An 18,833-nucleotide genomic window follows, 5' to 3' on the forward strand; every position below is an offset into this window, starting at 1 on the left:
ACAGCTGTGATATCCAGACAGGTATACAATACAAGGAATACGGCAAATGTAATAATAAATCGCAACAGAAAGAAGCTGAGCTTTATGCGATATTTTCCATCAATTTCATATGTTTTCCTTGTTATAAAGTCATAATATATAAATATCTTTACATCTGCTTTATCAAATTCCGTAGTTTTTCGCTTTCCGATATTCCTAGCCATGACAACAAATGATTTCCATATCCCCCTGTAATACAAATTCTTTACAAGCGTTTGTCAGCATGAAGCTTTGTCCCTCTCTCACCTCAATGTCATTTATGGTTCCCTTCCCATAAATCACAAAGCATCCGGCAAAAGGTTTTTTTAAAGGGATACAGCCGGTACCCTTTACCTTATACAGCCATGCAGAGTAATTACCGTTATCGGCCATAAACCGTTCTGTTACACTGCCATATTCGCTGATAACCTCATTGTATACAACTGGTTGATCCGGTACCAAAAGATTTTCTTTTGCTTTCTCCATATCCAGCTTACGCGGCTTTCCATTGCTATCCAGCCGATCGTAGTCATAAAACCGATAGGTAACAGGACTCGGATTGCATATTTCTATAAAATAGCTTCCCTTTTGCACGGCATGAAGTGTTCCTGCATTGATAGCATAAAATGAGCCAGGCTTAACAGGATGTCTAACCATTAGCTCCTCCCAGGCTCCCCTTCTGATATACTCGTCAAATTCTTCCATCGTTTTCGCTCTGCTTCCGAATACAACCGTGTTATTTTCAACAGTTTCCGGAAAGTACCAGCATTCAGATTTTCCATGAGCATGCAGATGCTCCATAGCCCAGTCCTCTCTCGGATGAACCTGTACGCTTAAATCCTCCGATGCCCAGCACGCTCCCATAGAAATCGCCATCATATCCTTCCATTTCCGCTGATCGGCAGAACCGAAGTAATCAGGATGATGTTTATAAAGCCATTTTAAGCTTCGTCCTTTATACTCACCATTTTGTATCGTGCACTCTTCAGAGAAGCCTCCGCCAAACGGACACCGATCAATATCATACCCATCCGCCATTTCCAAATGATATCTTCTGGTCAATGTACCATCTCCCCAGATTGCTTCCATGGAGATAGGCGGAAGCTTCAGCAGTAAAATATGTTCCATCATATTTTACACCTCCTTCTATTTTATTTTAACAGCTTCACCTCCTGATAGAATCCAAAGAAAGGGAACAATATTCCGACATATTCCTTACATAGAATCATAGCTCGAGTTGATATTTATATTTATGAGAACATCCGTCTTTTATCTCGGAAACAAGCATACCGCCGATCCTTTTACATAGTTTGTTTGAATATACATTATCCTTGTCAACCATGATATATATTTTGTTCAGATGCTTAGATTGCAATATGGCTATCAGCTTATGACAGGCAGTCGTTGCATATCCGCGATGTTGATATTCCTCCAGAATATGATAACCCAGATTACCGAATCGGTTGATTTCCTTTGTGCCGATATATACGTACCCATCGCCACACAAAAGATCATCGAGATAAAATTCATATCCTATATACTCTTCCTCACAAATATAACGGTGCCATTTTTCTTTTAAAGTCAATGTCATAGCTTCAGCTCCTTTTCAATATAGTAACATATACAAATTCAAAATAGAGGAAATTTATCCGATATGACACGTTCAATGAAATTATTATTTGTCTGGCTGCTGTTTTTTTACATTTTATGGAAGTATATCCAGTAAATAAATTCTTATCGTTCATTCAAACATATGAAATTATATTTTTTATTTTACAAGCAGCCTTTTTCCATATTAGAAATTCCATAAAAGATAATAACGTCATTTTATATATGGGAGAGACTAAATGTTTTTATCAGTGATTATGATAATTTTTTTCTTATTTGAAAAGCATTAAAAGATTTTGGCCTATTCAAGAGCTTATCGAGACAGCCTTGGTTTTGTTAAAGGTATAACAGCTGATCGAACGTTGTCTGTAAGTAAAATGAAAATAACCTGTCCTTTCGCAGATATCTTCTATTGTTTATGATAGATAAGGTAATCGTCTAACTGCAAATATTATAATAAAGTAAGAACTACTGAAAAGGGCTGGTCGTTTTTGTGTGTGCCTGCATGCACACAACATAATGGATAGATTCAGCATTATATTGCTCTGCTATATCACTCATATATATTGGATTTTACATACTGTAAAAGCATTATTCTTCTTTGTAAACTATCGTGTAACACACAAAAACATGACTTTACGAAAAGTCATGTTTTTTCCAATGCTATATCCTTTCATAAGATCGGCAGCTTAAATGGATTAAATAGACTGAGAGTCATTTTCCAGTCCCTCTTCCCCATTGGATTCCATTACACGCTTATACCATGCAAAGGAATCTTTTTTATAGCGTTTTTTGCTGCCGCTTCCATCATCATTGATATCCACATAAATAAAGCCATAGCGCTTGCTCATCTGACCGGTGCTGGCGGCTGTAATATCAATACAGCCCCAGGATGTGTAACCCATAACATCCACACCGTCTTTGATTGCTTCTCGCACCTGAATCAAATGATTTTTAAAGTATTCTATACGGTATTCATCATGTATCTTTCCATCAACCAGCTCATCATGCGCACCAAGACCGTTTTCTACAATCATCAGTGGAATCTGATAGCGCTCATAAAGCTGATTCAGAATAATACGCAGGCCAACCGGATCAATCACCCAGCCCCAGTCGCTGGCTTTCAGATAAGGGTTACGGAGAACTCCCAGCATGCGCTCATCCTCTGTCAGATCACTGACCTTTTCCGGATTTAACGGAGTCACTCTTGAATAATAGTAGCTGAAGGAGCAGAAATCAACGCATCCCTGTGCAAGTACTGCAGCATCACCGTCCTCCATAACTATTTTAACTCCCTTTTCTTCAAAGAAACGATTTGCATAGGATGGGTACGCTCCACGTACACATACATCGGTATAAAGGAAAATCTCATGGTTCGCTTTAATGCTTTCCATAACATCTTCTGGTTTGCATGTATTGGCATAGCTTGGAATCGCATTGATCATACAACCGATTTTCATTTCCGGATCGATGCTGCGTGCCAGCTTTACTGTCAGTGCGCTTGCAACCATCTGATGATGTGCTGCCTGAAACATGATCTGTTCCTTATGCTCCCCTTCTTCAAATTCAAGACCTGCCGCATACCATGGAATAACACTGCAGAAATTGATTTCATTAAACGTGATCCAGTATTTTACTTTTCCTTTATAGCGTTCAAACAGTGTTTTCGCATACTTTACATAAAGATCAATCAGAATACGATTTCTCCATCCGCCATATGCCTCTACCAGATGCAGTGGAAATTCGTCATGTGAAATGGTAATCAGCGGCTCGATACCGTTTTTCAGAAGCTCATCAATCACATTGTCATAAAACTGCAGACCCTTTTCATTGGGCTCCTCCTCCACTCCGGTTGGATAAATTCTTGTCCATGCAATCGACATGCGGAAGCACTTCATACCCATCTCCTTAAACAGTCTGATATCCTCCTTATAGGTGTGATAGAAATCAATACCGCCATGGGAAGGATAAAATACATCCGGCAGAATCTTATGATCTTTTGGTACCGCCTCTCTGCTGCCATGTGGAAGAATATCCACAATGTTTACACCCTTGCCATCCTCATTCCATGCCCCCTCAAACTGATAGGCACTGGTTGCGCCACCCCATAAAAACCCTTCCGGAAATTGTTTATCTTTTTTCATTATATCTCTCCTCTCATGTAATATGTATTTTCTTCATAAATGCTGCATAGCTGTCACATTCCAATACCTGTGCAAATCGAACAGGATCATCAAATACATTCAGTATCAGATCATACAGCTTTGGAACCTGATCAAAGCTCTTGTGCAAAGCAAACATCAGTACAATGTTCACTTCAAAGCCATCCCATATAACGGGCTTCCTCAGCAGTGCGACAGCGATGCCGTTTTTCTTTGCTGTTTTTTTCGTTGTATGCGGAATTGCATATCTTGCACCAAAGCAGGTAGGTGCAATTGCTTCTCTTTCATAAATCTGTTCCTGAAAATCGGCGTCCACATACCCCTGTTCCTCGAGTAAGCTGCAAAGATAGGTAATCACCTCGTCCTTGGTAGTAAGCTGTGAGGGAATACAAAACAGATCCTCCATGAAATAATTATGGATCATGATATTTTCATAAGACTTTTTAACGCGGACACTCTTTACAATACGCTCAATTTTCTCATATTCTTCATCCTGAAGATAATTATCAAGCTGAAAGACAGGTACTCCCATTTGCTCACTGGTTGAGACCATTGTCACAATAATATCCGGCTTCTCGGTATAAAGCGTTTTAAAATCAAACATGGAGAAGCAGCCGATCATCTCGACATCTGTTAAAGCCTGTAATCTCTGCTGTATGATATGTGTTACAGAATTTCCATACGGATTGATCAATGCAATACGGACAATGGAGGTCTTTATACTTTTGATACCGTTCATAATATGCAAGGCGATAAAGCTGATTTCGTTTTCATCCAGAACATAGCCTGTTTGTTCCTGAAAGCGTATCGCTATATATGCTGCGATATCATATATAAGAACAAAGCTCTGCTTCAGCTCTGACAATAATGGATTTTTTATCAGCATACCATGCTTACAGCGGTTTCTCAAATTTTGAAGATGCAATGCCAGATTATCCATAAGATCCTGATTTTCAGTAAAATTGATACTGTAAATATCATAAATTTCCCTCAATACTTCATGCAGAAACTGCATAACTCTCACATCATCCTGTCCTGCATTTCGTTTTTTGAACAATGCACAAATCTGCTGTGTACCCTCTGCAGTGAATTGAATACGCATTCTTTCCCTTATCGCTTCAAGTAACGGCCTACAGTCCTGATCACATATCGAAGCACGCTCCTCTTCCATGCTTATATAAGAGGTGTTACTGATATACATCAGCATATGCAGCAGGATGGAAAACAGATTAAAATCAGAAACAGCAAGCTGCTGCCTGTGGATAAATTCCATCAGTATCTCAGAAAGCCTATAGACATCCACATTTTCAAAATAACGATCCAATATTCCAACATCAAAGCGCTGATCCTCACTTTCCTCCAATAGAAAATAAGTCAAAACCCTTCGTTTTTCTATATCATCACAATTCAGAAAGAGATGATTTTGTTTTCTTGTAATCCTCAGTGTCCGAAATTCCTTCTGTATGCGTTCATTCAATATCCGTATATCCTTATTCAGTGTAGAGGGGCTGATATAAAATCTATCCGCAAGCTCATAGTAATCCACATGCTCATTGAATAGAATTTCCTTCAGTATTTTTATATCTCTTCTCCCCTCATCACCAACAATATACTTCTGCCTGATCCAGGCATCCTTATCACGCACTACATACCCTTTTCCTTTCAGAGAAGATATCATGCAGGCTTTTGATTTCCTATTGATTTCTGCTATTTCTCCGTGTATTGTTTTCTCACTGACCTTTAAAAGATTGGCAAGTGTCGCTGCAGTACAATATTCGGATTCCTTCAGTAGTATATCAACCATCTTCATTTGTCGTTTCGACAGACTGATCTCCATGATATCTCTCCCTTTCCATGTTATCGTTTCCAGGTAAATGCGTAATCGTGATTCATCAGATATGGTGTATAATAGGCAACCATACTGGATAACGGCAGGATATCCTCATGCAACTGAATACCGAGAACATCCTGTATATATGTTCTTCTTTTCAACATGCGCTCCCAGCTGTTTGGATACTGCTTTTTGATTTCCTCTTTCAATACCGCATCCGCAAGAACAACGCCGTTTTCACAGCAGCAGCCCGGATATCCTTCTACAGATGGAATGATATCAATCTGCAAAAGCATACCGCTTTTCAGCTTCAGCCTTGAACCTTCGTAAATCGGGCTGCTTAGCCATTCCTCATCCGCAGTGAGGTGTCCGGGATTCAACTTCCAGTGGAAAATATCCTTCGGCAGAATATCATCAACCAACGCATATACCTCTTTCCCCTCCATACCGATATGGAGATGCTCAAGCCATGTGCAAACAGCTGAGAAATATGGTTTTGCGATTTTCTCTTCATAATCTCTTACTGCGGAATCAAGGTCTTCTCTTTCATAAGCGGCAAATGCTGCTCTGCTGGCAAGACCGCCCTTGTACCCGACGGTTAGTGATATTCTCTCTCCTGTCTGTATCGGCTTGTTCATAGGATACAGATTGGCTTTTTCAAAGCGTGTCCCGCTGGAACAGATGGTCACAACATTGTGTATCTGACCTTCGGATTCCAGCAATCCTCCGATTTCAGCTTCTGTTTTTCCCGGCTCCAGAGCAAGCATCGCCCGCTGAAGACCTCTTGCTGCAAGGATTTGTCCATACTCATAATGTGCAATTTCATTTGCATTATTGACCGTTCTTGCACCATCCTTTGGAGAGATGAATATATCCGTTGCATTGCTTATCTTCACTTCACAAGCTTTCAATGCTTCAAGAATGTAATAGGGTATGTCAAACAGCTCTTTCTGTAAACGGTAGAAGCCTTTCCATCCAACCACACCGAGATGCATACCGTTCTTAACGCCTGCCTTAGCTAACACACTTTTTAGATCCTCTTCCTCCTGAAGTGGCTGGTCAGGCAGTGAGAAATAAGACATATGCAGACCCTTTGCAGGTATTCTTGCATGCTTGGATAATGAAAGGACCTCATTCCCCAGTAGAAGATATGCATCTTCATTTTTATGAAGAATCAGTAAGGCTTCTTCAAAACGCGGTATAAAACCGGTAAGGTATTCAAAATTGCCACCGTGCTCCACGTCTGCATATACGGCAATACAGTCCAGTTTTTTCTCCTGCATTCGGTGAAGAATCTTTTGCCGTCTTTCCTGCATGGTTTCATCACTGAGCAATACCGGTTCTCCTGTCTCCTCCTTCGGAAACGGAATTTTATCTAAAACTACGTTTTCATAACGCTGATCCATGGTGATTCCCTCCTTTTTCACGACTGGTATTATTTTTTTCTCTTCTGTCATAACAAGTCCGTGGTCAGAAAGCTTCACGTACGGACATACAAGCAAATTCAATATTGTGATTCTGGATACCGGATTTTCCAAATAGCTGTTCCCCAGCTTATGAAAGGCCTCCGCCATTAGATCAACGTTTTGTGATACTGTTTCCATGCATTCCGTGCTCATCAGTCCGGCAACAGAAAGAGCCAGAGATGCAAGAATATTTCCCTGTGAAACTGCACAGAAGCCTCCATGCATATTCATAACCTCCTGTACGGCCAGATACCCGTTTTCAGGTGTATCATAAACCACACATACATTATGACTGTCATGAGAGATACTACTGGCAACAGCACCATGATCAATACCGAAATTCTCGACGATACAAACCTTCCTTTGTGCGCGTCCATAGCGGTTGAATACTGCGGCATACATTTGTTTTTTATCCTTTTGAAGCAAAACCCTTCCATCCTGTATCGGGCATATACGTGTTTTCAGATGGGATGTAGCTATATATTCAGATGCAAAGCTTAGGATATTCAGCTGTGCATACGGACCCTTTGCTTTGATAAGGAAATCCTCCTGCTTCAGGACCTGCATTTGGATAGTATTTCTGCTGTTCAACTCGCGGGTATAAGAGGATAAAACAATTGGCGATGTCAGCTGTTCCTTCTTGCTGACAAGCTTCCCTTCAAAGAATACTGCATGCACCTGCAGATCCTCCACATTATTCAACAGCACCAGATCGGCTGCATATCCCGGAGCAATCGCACCGAGATGCTTACATCCGCTTTCCTGTGCCACACGGTAGCTCGTTGATAACAGGGCTTCCTCCACAGGCATTCCAAGAGATACGGCTTTTCTTACCACATGATCCAGATGTCCGTATTTTCCGGTGACATTACAGCGTCGGTCATCCGTACAGAAGCATATGCGGCTGTAATCATTAAATTCTTTGCAGACATCCAGAATCTCTTTCATACGCCCCTGTGTGTTAGCCTCTCTGATATCGATCCACATACCCTTTCTGTATTTATCAAGAGCCTCCTGTTTCGTTTTCACCTCATGATCGGATTGCGGTCCTGCATTTACATACGCACTGAGACGGTTCCCCTCCATAAGAGGTGCATGTCCCTGCAGATAGCCTGCATGCTTTTTAGCAGCAAGCAGCAAATCATGTATACGCTGTTCTCCCTGCAAAACTCCCTCATAATCCATCACCTCACCCAGTCCGGCTACACGCGGATGCTGAAAGAGTGCTGTATAATCCTTTGCGAACAGTTCAGCATTAGAAGATTCAAACCCCGGAAGGCTTGGAACACAGGATGGAAGTGTCAGCAGCATACGCATAGGGAGATCCTGTGAAGCAGCAAGCATATACTGAATACCTTCCACTCCCATTACATTTGCTATTTCATGGGCATCCTCCAGTACAGTCGTTGTCCCGTGCGGCAGAACCATAGCAGCATAATGTTCCGGTACAAGGAGCGAGCTTTCAATATGTGTATGTGCATCAATGAAACCCGGGCACAAAATTCCGTTCAGCTGTAATCGCTGCTTTGAAGGCAGTGCCAAATTCTTTTTGTTATATTCCACATGGGATATAAAACCGTCGCAGATGTAGACAGTTGCTTCCAGGAATTCTTTTGTAAATACGTTGAAGATGCGGCACCCCTCAATAGCCAGATCATTCTCTACATTTCCCAAAGCCGCTGCAATAAGCCGTTTTGTATTCTTTGGTTGAAACGCAAGCATGATTATTCCTGCATTTCGTCCTGCTGTTCAATCAGCAGCTGCTGCTTTTCATACATTTTCATAAACGGGAAATATAACAGCATATCTATGACAATCAGAACAGCTACAAGAATGACAGCCTTGAAATCCCCGGTAGAGAAATAGGCGCCGAAGATACTTGGCATATTGAAAGAAAGCATCGCATAGGTTTTTCCAATCAATCCTGTATTCAGACAAAGGAATGCTAAAACCGCATTAACAACAGATACCAGCGAACACGGTATGAAGAAGATAGGATTCAGCATAATCGGAAGACCAAATGTAATTGGCTCAGATATTCCAAAGAATGCCGGTATGATTCCCACCTTACCGACGACTTTTAAAAGCTTCGATTTGGAGAAACACAGGATAATAGCAAGCGAGAGACAGGAACCGACACCTCCTATGCATATGAAATATACCCAGAAGGCTTCGGTCAATATTGCTGTAGGCGCTATTCCTGCCGCAAGCTGTGCAGCATTCTCTGATATATTCATCATCATAATCGGTCCCATCAGTCCCCAGAAGGTTGCATTATGGATTCCAAAGAACCATGCTGCATTGATAATAAAGGTCATAAGGAGAATAAACCACAAGCTGTCAGTCGCTTTGATTTGCGGCGCAATAACAGAGCTGAGCCACATGGCAAAGGTGGTATCCATGTTATGGAAGATGATAAACATTACCATATACAACGACATGATCAGGATTGCGATGGATAAGGAGGCAAAGGTTTCGGATAGGGATGCAGGAACACTATCCGGCAGTTTGATGCGCCCAAAGTTTTTTGATTTAAGAAATCTGTAAATTTCAACCGTCACAATGGAAACAAAGATTCCTACCAGAAGACCTTTTCCATCCAGAAAGTTCAAATCGGAAAGAGATAGCCCATACTGCAGTTTTTCAATTCTCACTGCCAGCATGAATACTCCGAATACAGTGATAAAGTTTGGAATCAATTCCTCAATTTTATAATTCTTACACAGATAATGTGTAATACCAAGTGCAACATACAGTGTGATAAAACCAAGACTTAAAACTGAAATCCATGAGAACACATAGCTGTAATCTGCCACAAAGCCAGCCCATGCGAGCAGAAAACCGTTCGTTGTCTCTTTTGTGACAGGTGCTGCGGAAATAACAGCTGACAAGCCGCCGAACACCATGATTGGAAGGATTGTCATAAACGTATTACGCAATGCAAGCAAATGTATCTGTGTGCTTAGCTTACCAGAAAATTCAAGTACTTTCGCCTCTATTCTGTCCTTCATACTTTCCATTTTTATTTTCTCTCTTTCATAATTTTTTTAACATCATCAATTACACCCTTTGCATTCATCAATCCGTAATGTGACGGATTCATGCTTACAACCGGAACCGACGCATCAACAAACTTTTTGATTCGCGGGATTTCATGACGTATTTGCGGTCCAACCAGAATCAGATCACACCCCTCCAGGTAGTTCATGAAATCGCCATCACCGTATGCCTCAACATAACAGTAACCATCGGATTTCTCATTCATTTTTTTTGCCATCATTGCTGTGGACATGCCATTGTTACAAACCAGAATAATCTTTAACATGAAGTATCATCCTTTCGTTTCACTCATACAGTGAAATAACTCTCTTGTCATCTGATAAATGATTTCACTCGCCATCATCTGATCCTCCGCATGAACCATTAACAGACTGATCTGATCGAATTCCCCATTTGCAGATTGCTTCAGAATCCTGCTGTGTGCCCGCTTTGCTGTATAGAGATTTTCCTCGGCATCCTTGTACTGCTTTCTGCCAGCTTCTTTATCACCATCACGATAGCTTTGCAATGCTTCAAAGCACAGCGATCTTGCTTCCCCGCTATAGGAAATGATCTGCATCAGGGAAATTTCCAATTCTTCCATTGCTATGCCTCCTTTCATGTTCAGTATAGCACCGCCGGAATTTCTTTGTTTTCTTTTACTTCAGCTGCAAGAGGAAATAATGTAAAACTATGTATAATTATGCATAGAAGGCTGCGACTGCATGCTGATAATCAATACACAGAAAGAAACAAAAAAGCAGCCCGCCCCTGTATATCGGCTGCCGCTGCTTCTTCCCTGTCCGTATTCGTTTTTATTGCGTTTCTCTGTACATCTTTATATTTATACGATTTCTTTCAAATCGTCAAGACTTTTCAGTATATAATTGCACATTGCCTTTATTTCCTTAGTAGGCTGTACTTTATCCGGAATCATAACCACTGTGGTACCTGCACCAAACGCTGCCCGAACACCGTTTAGGCTGTCCTCCACTACAAGGCATTCCTGCGGTGAAAGATTCAGCTGCTGTGCAGTCTTTAGATATACATCAGGAGCCGGTTTTCCGTGTGTAATCATTTCATCACTGATGATAGCTTCAAAATAATGCTGAATATCCGCATTGTTCAAATTAAATTCCACATCCTCCGCTGAAGCACTGGTTGCCATTGCAATCGTATAGCCTTTTGCCTTCACGGTATCCAGAAGTCCCTTTACATCCCCCATGAGTGGTACACCATTTTTCAGCTTCTCTTCTTTTTTGAACTGTGTATGAAGACTACATGCTTCTTCCTGCGGCCAGTCCTTTGGCATATAGGAATCAAATACAACCTGCTGATCCTTTCTTGTTCTTCCAATTAGAGATAAAATAAATTCATCGCTTGTAGGAAGCTGAAGGGTTTCTCCCACCCTTTTCCATGCCTTCATGGAAATAGTTTCTGTATCAAAGAGTGTACCATCCATATCAAAAATTATCGCTTTCCAGTGTCTCATAGCTTTTCCTCCACATCAAAAAGCCCTATAGCTGTCTATAGGGACTTAATCATCATCGTCATTATTTTTAGCCGGCAGCTTAAACACCTGTTCTCCAGGCTTGCTGACCATGTACTTACCTCTGGCAAACCGCTTCACATATTCAGGATTTTCCAGATTCTGCTTTTCCTTGGAAAGATCATCCTTTTGATTTTCCAGAGAGTTAATCATCTCTTCAGAAGAAGTGATTTCATCCTTCAGCTTCATTGTCATCATCAAATCGGAGCTTGCGGCATAAATCAGGAAGCATGCAATGAAGATGGCAGCAAGACTCAAAAACGTCTTAAGCTTATTTCTTTTTTTCTTTTTATCCTTTGCCATGCACATCCTCCTTATTCGCTGTAACCATATTATAAGCAGAGAACAGAATTTTGACAAGGCTTTTTTCCTGCTTTATAATCTGGGTTTAAATAGTTTTATATAAAGTTTCATAAAGACTGCATTTTGAGATATACTATCTGCAGCAGATGGCTTTCATACCTTATTCAGCATGATTTTTTGCATAAGCTTTAGATGAGCAGAAATTTACCCCTTTCATGCGGAAAGCTTATCTATTTGTTCACCCTTATTTTTAACAAGAAATTTACCCCTTTCATAACGTTTTACATACTCCTGGTCCTTCATCTTTCCTTTTTTTCGACAGCTCTTTTTCCGATGCTGCTCGTCTTGATTTACCATTGCTTATCAGGGTATCCTGATGTAAATCCATATGTATAGTTTATATGCAAGATTTGTCATCAAGCCGTTTTCCAAGACTTCCGCCGGGATGAAATTTATGAAAATCCGATGGATTGAATCCGCGTTTTTTGGAAATGGCACAGGCAATTGCATCACCAAGTACCAAAACCAGAGTTGTGGATGAAGTTGGTGCAAGATTGTATGCATCTGCCTCCGTCACCTTTGGATAAATCAGAGTAAGGTCACATGCTTTTGCCAGTATAGAATCCCTATTCGCACAGCAGGCCACTGTCATACAGCCTATGCTGTGCAGCGGCGTTAAAACCTGTATGACCTCCTGTGTAGTTCCACTGTTAGATATGAGAATTACGATATCCTTTTCCTCTATCATTCCAAGATCCCCATGAACACTCTCTGTAGCATGAACAAAGAATGAAGGTATACCAAGCGAAGCAAATGTTGCGGCAAGTTTTGCCCCTATATGTGCTGATTTTCCAACACCGCAGAATACCACCTTTCCCTTACATTCCTCTATTGCGTCCATTACTCTTTCACATTCCTGCAGAGACATAGCTGATAATGCATCCAGTGCTGTTTTTTCCTTTTCTATTGCTTCTATAAGATATTTTTTCATTTTAACCTCTCAATAGCGTCATATGTCTTTTTCAAACGACACAGACCATCCTCTACCTTGCTTCTCGAACAACCTACATGAAATCGAAGATGCTGTTTAGCTCCGTAGACAGTCCCGGACATGATAGCGACTTTCCCTTCATGAATGAGAAACTGCTGCATTTGAGCATCCGAAATACCAAGTTCATGAAAATCAATCCATGCGAAATAGCAGCCTTCGGGTATCTGAAATTTCAGCTTCGGCATATGCTTCTGTATATAGCTCTCTGTGTACTTAAGATTATCATATAAATAAGAGCATAAATCATCTACCCATTCCGCACAGTGTCGATATGCTTCTATGGTAGAAAGCACCCCCAGTATAGCTGGGGAATTAACAAACTCCGTATACCTCGTCATTGTTTCAAATGCCTCATAAATTTTGAAATCCGGAAGTATCACATAGGAACCTTGCAGGGAAGGTATATTGAATGTCTTGGATGGAGAGGAACAAATGAAACAACGACAGTCAGAAGCAAGCTTCAGTACAGGAATCCCTTTTTCCTTATACGTGATATCCATATGAATATCATCGCTGATTACTGTAATATCATATTTCTCGCAAAGCTGTAAAAGCTTTTGCAGTTCCTGTTTTTTCCATACTCTGCCTACAGGATTATGCGGGTTGCAAAGCAATAGAATGCGTGCTTCCTTGCATTTTTCTTCCACATCCTCAAAATCAATTTGATAATACCCTGCATTCTCCAGCAGTTCACTGCTGATCAGTCTGCGCTGATTATTTTCAATAACCTTATAGAAGGAATCATAGGCCGGTGTGAATACTAAAACACCGTCCCGAGGCTCACTGCATAGCTGTAGCAGCTTTGCTATGGAATACATAACGCTGGGACTGTAACAAATCCAGTCCTTGCTAATCATACAGTCATAGCGGCTCGCATACCAGTGAACAATTGCGGATAGATAGTCCTCATTTTTCCAGCGGCTGTAGCCGTATATCGGATGCTCAATCCGCTTTTTCAACGTATATACAAGGCTCTTTGGACATGCAATATCCATATCCGATATGGTGAACGGGAGAAGATTGTCTGTTCCGAAACGATCTTCGATATAATCCCATTGTGTACAAAAGGTTCCTCTTCGATCTATGACCGTATCAAATTCTGAGCCGCTCATGCCTGCTGCATCTCCATCGCTTTGTTTATTTGCTTACGTAAAGCATAAACCTGTGTACCCACAATCACCTGAATTGTATGCTCATCCAAATGCACAACAGCAATACCGCCTGCATTCTTAATTGCATCTTCATCAATCAGATTAACATCGTTTAATTCCAGACGCAGTCTTGTAACACAGTTATCAATGGAAACAATATTGTCCTTTCCACCCAGTGCTTTCAGCATCTGAATACCTTTATAGGATGAAAGTGCCGCAAAGTCATCCATATCCTTTGTATCCTCTTCACTGATAGCCATAACCTCTTCTCTCCCGGGTGTTTTGATATCGAATCGCTGGATAGACCATTTGAATATAAAGTAATACAGTGCAAAATAGAATGCCGCAAACGCAATAGCAATCGGCCAGCCAGTTCTGGTTCCACGCAAGACACCAAATGTTATAAACTGAATCAAATCACCGGTATAACCCATGAGCACGCCAAGATACGGCAGAACCATATTGGCAATACCATTTAATACAGTATGAACAAAAAATAGCGGAGGACACGCGAACAGGAATAAGAATTCAATAGGCTCTGAGATACCGCCAATCACGACAGTTAAAGCACCGGTTATCAGCAGACCTTTGATTTTCTTTCTATTCTGCGGCTTTGCGCAGCGATACATTGCCAACGCCGCACCACACAGTCCGTATTGAATCATCAGCTTGCCTTGTTCCATTTTGCCTGCCAAATCTAATGGAATATCCATATTATTAGCTACATAAGCAAGAAACATATTAACCGTTCCCATATATTCCTGACCATTGATAATAGCAGTTCCGCCAATTGGTGTAAAGCGGAAGGTACTCGTTACCAGATGATTCAAACCAAACGGAATTGTTACACGTTCAGCTACCGCATAGGAGAAATAACCAATCGGTCCGGAGGTGGATATCCATTCCCCAATCATCTTAAAGAAATTGTAAAACGGTTGCCAGAATAAAGGTACCGCTACCATGCCGAAAATTCCCATGATCACCAACATGGCAATCGGTGCCAGACGTGGCCCGCTGTAAAAACCTAGCGCCTCCGGTATTTTTACCTTTGATATTTTCGGATATAGCCAGAATACCATAAGTCCAGCAATAATACCGCCAAGAACGCTTGTATTATACGTCTGAATTCCCAGAATCATCCCCTGCCCTGCTTCTGTCATTTTATCTGCAGCAGCCAGTTGATCCGTAATTATCAGATAGAAGTTTGTACCGATATGCATAGCCATAAAACTAACAAGACCGGTAAATGCACCAAACTCTTTTTCCTCCTTGAGTAGTCCTAAAGGAATCGCCATCGCAAACAATACCCCCAGATTATTAAAGGCAAACAAGCCCATTGTTGTCATAAAGCTGAAAATTTTCTGCAGCACAGGATTACCTAGCAATGGAACCGCCTCTATCAGACTTGAATTTGTGAATGCCGATCCGATTCCCAGCAGCATACCGCACACACTCAGTAAAGCAATTGGAAACATAAAGGTTTTTCCCAGCATTTGAAAGAACTGCCAAAGACTTTTTTTCTTATTTTCCATACATTTTCTCCTTTTTATACATAACTATTTTTCTAATTCGTGTAGCTGATTCGCCTATATCATAAGTAGGATTTTATTCTTCCTGCTTACTGCACGAAAAAAAGACCCATATCTGCACCCTCGTCCAGATGATCAGGTCTTGCCTTTCGTAACAATCCTAATTTAATATTTTCAGTATATGTACCATGATGTAGAACAACTCCTGTCTGCCCAGCTCATAGTCATAATTATGCTTCACAAAACTTTTTATTCTTTCTAAACATGATTTCATTTCAGGATTCATTTCCAGCATCATACGATACATTTTATCATTGAAATCCTGTTTTATATGCGTGCGGTCAACTGTAAAAATCCGCTGTCCCAGATACTTCAGATGCATTGCAAGACGTGTTTGATCGAAGTCCTTCTCCTTCCAGTCAATATGCATCGTAACCTCAATAATATGTAGAATCTGTTTACTGAAGGTCAATATTTCTTCCGCACTGTTTTTGTGATCCTGACTTCTGGAATTGATGATATGCATGGCGATGAAGCCTGCTTCATCGAGAGGAAGGTGAACCCCCGTCTTCAAGGCGATATATTTCAATGCCCACACACCGATCTGATACTCCTTATGATACAGTGTTTTGATTTCCGGCAGCAACAGATTAGGAAGATGTATCCCCTGTTTTTCACGTTCAATAGCAAATGCTATATGATCCGTCAATAACAGCACCATCTGATTGTTTAAACCACCCTTGAATTCCTTAGATGCTTTTTTGAAGATGATTTCAGAAAATTCGAAGTATTCAACCGGTATATTTTCCAGCATCTGATAAAATCTTGTTCTTTGTGTATTCTCAATCAGATACCTCTTTTCGATTTTTCTTTCATCAATCTGATCTCCAACCGCCTTGTGAAATCCGATACCCGGACCGGTTACTATCATTTCAGTTTTATCCTGGGAAATCGTGGCCACGGTGTTGTTATTAAAAATTTTTGCAATTTTCATACTACTCTCCCTTTCGATAAAAAAAGGCCATCCCTGTCAGTCCCCCGACATCAATGGTCTTGCCTTTGCAGTAACAATCCTGTATCTGTCTTCATTATAAAGCGTTTTCAATATTTGTCAATACGTATTTTTTATTTCCATATTTTTCTATATACTCGACTATATGAATAAGCAGTTTGCTATTGCAACGCAGAAAGCATAGGAAAACAAGCTTAATTTATAAAGTGTTACTTCGTGTATTACAGTATATTTTTAGTATCATGATGACTATATGTGCTTACAGAAGAATAAGAAGTTTTTACATAGCAAGCATAAGGTTACTTATCCCTTGATTAAACAAGTGTCACATATACTATTTAAGATACCTTTTTCAAAAGATAGTTGACAAAAGGGCTGCTTGCTTTTATGATGAATATGTATTATTTAACATGTGACTGTTAAATCAGGCATGGGTCTCTGCGTGAGCTCATGTCTTTTTTTAGCAGCAGGAGGTAAATGAAAATGTTCACATTTAGAAGAAAAAAACAAAGGGAGCTTTACGCTCCTGTAAATGGATGCGGTATTGCTCTGGATGATGTCAGGGATGAAGTGTTTTCAAAAAGACTTATGGGGGATGGCTGTGCATTCCTTCCAGAGACAACGAGCGTATGTTCACCGATAGACGGTGATTTAATTCTTGTCGCAGATACGCTTCATGCTTTTGGTGTGAGAAGCAGAGAAGGAATTGAACTGCTGATTCATATCGGTCTGGATACCGTGAAGCTTCAGGGAAAAGGATTTCAGGCATTACAGTCTGTCGGTACAAGCATAAAGGCAGGTACACCGGTGATATCATTTGATTCTTCCTATCTTCATGATGCTACCCTCGATATGACAACGATGCTGATAGTTACGGATTGTGCAAATCTGAAAATCAAAGAGATAACAAAGGGGTATGTCAATACAACTGATCCCGTAATCATTATGGAATGATAATCATATATCGTTTTACCGATTCTTTTCTACTGGCATAAAAAAACTCTGCTTGTTCTTCAGAAAGAATTAAGCAGAGTTATTCGCCATTTGTATCTTCGCTGCTGCCACCGGGAAGTTTAAAAACCTGTTCACCCTTTTTTATGACAAGAAATTTACCCCTTGCATAACGTTTTACATACTCCGGGTCCTTCAGCTTTTCCTTCTGTGCAGACAGCTCTTTTTTCTGTGAAGACAGCTTATTGATTTCACTGTTGTTTGCCGAGATTTCCTGCTTCAGATTCAGCATGACAATAACATCCGTGCTTGCTGCATAAATCAGATAACATGAAACCCCTATTGCGAGAAGACTAATCAGGATTTTCATCGGATGCTTTTTTCTTTTTCTTTTTTTTACGGCTGCTTTTTTTTCGTTTTGCATTCGCTTTCCTCCTCTTCCTGATTTTGCCTGGTAATCTAATTATAGCAATAATTTTCGATTTGGCAACGAGAAGTTTCACTTTAAACGGATGCAGCAGCCTGCGGATGGCTGTGAAAAGCTGCAGAAACACGCTGAGATACCATGTAAAATAGATAAAAGCACCTAGAATAAAAAAACAGATGAGATAGATATTCGTTATACCGCCATTGATCTTATACAATCCAATAAACATAAGGGATGTAAACAGAATATGATACAGGATCTCTACGATTCCTTTTAAAATCGGAAAACGGAGATACTTTACAAAGCTAATTAAAAAACTGAAGCCGAAAGCATATACCCATCCCATCAGAAAATGATAGAGTATTGCCTGAATCTGTGTAGGCAGCAGCATTATTTAAAGATTTTTGAAATCACTGATTCCTTTCCGTTTCCCTTTTTATTGGATACATAGGATAGAGCTTCAATGACACCGCGTATTACAACATCCCCGCGTTCTGTATCCAGCTTGCCCAAGGTCAGATCCTTTCCCTGAATCACCATCCATCCCTGTGCGGTCTCCAGCAAAAACTCACTGGAATCAAAGCTGTCAATCTGTTTGACGCCGGTCAGCTCCATCACCTTGCGGTCCTTAATAATTACGTTATGATATGGGTTCGTTTCAAAACGAAGCGGATTGCTAATGTTATCTTCCATACAAACTCCTCCTTATTTCTAGTTCATTACAATCTATGTCTGG

At 40.6% G+C, this 18,833-nt stretch carries 18 protein-coding genes; 1 reads left to right on the plus strand and 17 read right to left on the minus strand.

The window, feature by feature from the left end:
• Positions 1-195 precede the first annotated feature (195 nt).
• The 14 genes from ACESPQ_RS10475 to ACESPQ_RS10540 form a co-directional block, all read right to left on the minus strand.
• Positions 196-1,149 carry a class I mannose-6-phosphate isomerase gene (locus ACESPQ_RS10475; protein WP_002606626.1) on the minus strand — a complete coding sequence of 318 codons (954 nt, stop codon included), beginning with the start codon at positions 1,147-1,149 and terminating at the stop codon, positions 196-198.
• 94 nt (positions 1,150-1,243) lie between these two features.
• Entirely contained in the window at positions 1,244-1,609 is a 366-nt protein-coding gene (locus ACESPQ_RS10480; RefSeq protein ID WP_002606627.1) for a GNAT family N-acetyltransferase, read from the minus strand.
• Between the two features lie 715 nt (positions 1,610-2,324).
• Positions 2,325-3,770, minus strand: a complete 1,446-nt coding sequence (locus ACESPQ_RS10485; RefSeq protein ID WP_257334517.1) for a glycoside hydrolase family 1 protein — start codon at positions 3,768-3,770, stop codon at positions 2,325-2,327.
• Positions 3,771-3,783: 13 nt separating this feature from the next.
• Positions 3,784-5,625 carry a PTS sugar transporter subunit IIA gene (locus tag ACESPQ_RS10490; protein WP_257334091.1) on the minus strand — a complete coding sequence of 614 codons (1,842 nt, stop codon included), beginning with the start codon at positions 5,623-5,625 and terminating at the stop codon, positions 3,784-3,786.
• A gap of 20 nt (positions 5,626-5,645) precedes the next feature.
• Complete coding sequence (locus ACESPQ_RS10495; protein ID WP_257379177.1) at positions 5,646-8,807, minus strand: adenine deaminase C-terminal domain-containing protein; 3,162 nt, start codon at positions 8,805-8,807, stop codon at positions 5,646-5,648.
• Between the two features lie 2 nt (positions 8,808-8,809).
• Positions 8,810-10,105, minus strand: a complete 1,296-nt coding sequence (locus ACESPQ_RS10500; protein WP_054343696.1) for a PTS sugar transporter subunit IIC — start codon at positions 10,103-10,105, stop codon at positions 8,810-8,812.
• A 2-nt stretch (positions 10,106-10,107) separates the two neighbouring features.
• Positions 10,108-10,410 carry a PTS sugar transporter subunit IIB gene (locus ACESPQ_RS10505; protein WP_002606632.1) on the minus strand — a complete coding sequence of 101 codons (303 nt, stop codon included), beginning with the start codon at positions 10,408-10,410 and terminating at the stop codon, positions 10,108-10,110.
• A 6-nt stretch (positions 10,411-10,416) separates the two neighbouring features.
• Positions 10,417-10,728, minus strand: coding sequence for a PTS lactose/cellobiose transporter subunit IIA (locus tag ACESPQ_RS10510; protein ID WP_002606633.1), 312 nt, complete (start codon positions 10,726-10,728; stop codon positions 10,417-10,419).
• Positions 10,729-10,968: 240 nt separating this feature from the next.
• Positions 10,969-11,616 (minus strand): HAD family hydrolase, encoded by a 648-nt coding sequence (locus tag ACESPQ_RS10515; RefSeq protein ID WP_002606635.1) that lies wholly within the window; start codon positions 11,614-11,616, stop codon positions 10,969-10,971.
• A 45-nt stretch (positions 11,617-11,661) separates the two neighbouring features.
• Positions 11,662-11,976: an FtsB family cell division protein gene (locus ACESPQ_RS10520; protein ID WP_002606636.1), complete on the minus strand. Its 315-nt coding sequence runs from the start codon at positions 11,974-11,976 to the stop codon at positions 11,662-11,664.
• A 397-nt stretch (positions 11,977-12,373) separates the two neighbouring features.
• Complete coding sequence (locus ACESPQ_RS10525) at positions 12,374-12,967, minus strand: KpsF/GutQ family sugar-phosphate isomerase (RefSeq protein ID WP_002606637.1); 594 nt, start codon at positions 12,965-12,967, stop codon at positions 12,374-12,376.
• Positions 12,964-14,139, minus strand: a complete 1,176-nt coding sequence (locus tag ACESPQ_RS10530) for a MalY/PatB family protein (RefSeq protein ID WP_002606638.1) — start codon at positions 14,137-14,139, stop codon at positions 12,964-12,966. The genes ACESPQ_RS10525 and ACESPQ_RS10530 overlap by 4 nt, the downstream gene beginning before the upstream one ends.
• The gene (locus ACESPQ_RS10535; RefSeq protein ID WP_002606639.1) at positions 14,136-15,710 is read right to left on the minus strand and encodes a PTS transporter subunit EIIC; all 1,575 of its coding nucleotides are present in this window, start codon (positions 15,708-15,710) and stop codon (positions 14,136-14,138) included. The genes ACESPQ_RS10530 and ACESPQ_RS10535 overlap by 4 nt, the downstream gene beginning before the upstream one ends.
• A gap of 157 nt (positions 15,711-15,867) precedes the next feature.
• Positions 15,868-16,701: a PRD domain-containing protein gene (locus ACESPQ_RS10540; protein ID WP_002606640.1), complete on the minus strand. Its 834-nt coding sequence runs from the start codon at positions 16,699-16,701 to the stop codon at positions 15,868-15,870.
• Positions 16,702-17,202: 501 nt separating this feature from the next.
• Between ACESPQ_RS10540 and ACESPQ_RS10545 the strand changes: the two genes are divergently transcribed.
• Positions 17,203-17,673: a PTS sugar transporter subunit IIA gene (locus ACESPQ_RS10545; RefSeq protein WP_008816084.1), complete on the plus strand. Its 471-nt coding sequence runs from the start codon at positions 17,203-17,205 to the stop codon at positions 17,671-17,673.
• 79 nt (positions 17,674-17,752) lie between these two features.
• Here the strand turns inward: ACESPQ_RS10545 and ACESPQ_RS10550 are convergent, their stop codons facing one another.
• The 3 genes from ACESPQ_RS10550 to yabP are packed head-to-tail and all read right to left on the minus strand — an operon-like array spanning position 17,753 to position 18,790.
• Positions 17,753-18,094, minus strand: a complete 342-nt coding sequence (locus ACESPQ_RS10550) for an FtsB family cell division protein (RefSeq protein WP_009270055.1) — start codon at positions 18,092-18,094, stop codon at positions 17,753-17,755.
• Positions 18,024-18,488, minus strand: a complete 465-nt coding sequence (gene yabQ, locus ACESPQ_RS10555) for a spore cortex biosynthesis protein YabQ (protein ID WP_002606643.1) — start codon at positions 18,486-18,488, stop codon at positions 18,024-18,026. The genes ACESPQ_RS10550 and yabQ overlap by 71 nt, the downstream gene beginning before the upstream one ends.
• Entirely contained in the window at positions 18,488-18,790 is a 303-nt protein-coding gene (gene yabP / locus ACESPQ_RS10560; RefSeq protein ID WP_008816082.1) for a sporulation protein YabP, read from the minus strand. The genes yabQ and yabP overlap by 1 nt, the downstream gene beginning before the upstream one ends.
• Positions 18,791-18,833 lie beyond the last annotated feature (43 nt).

The organism is Clostridium sp. HGF2 (genome assembly GCF_964240115.1).
GTDB classification, from domain to species: Bacteria; Bacillota_I; Bacilli_A; order Erysipelotrichales; family Erysipelotrichaceae; genus Clostridium_AQ; species Clostridium_AQ innocuum.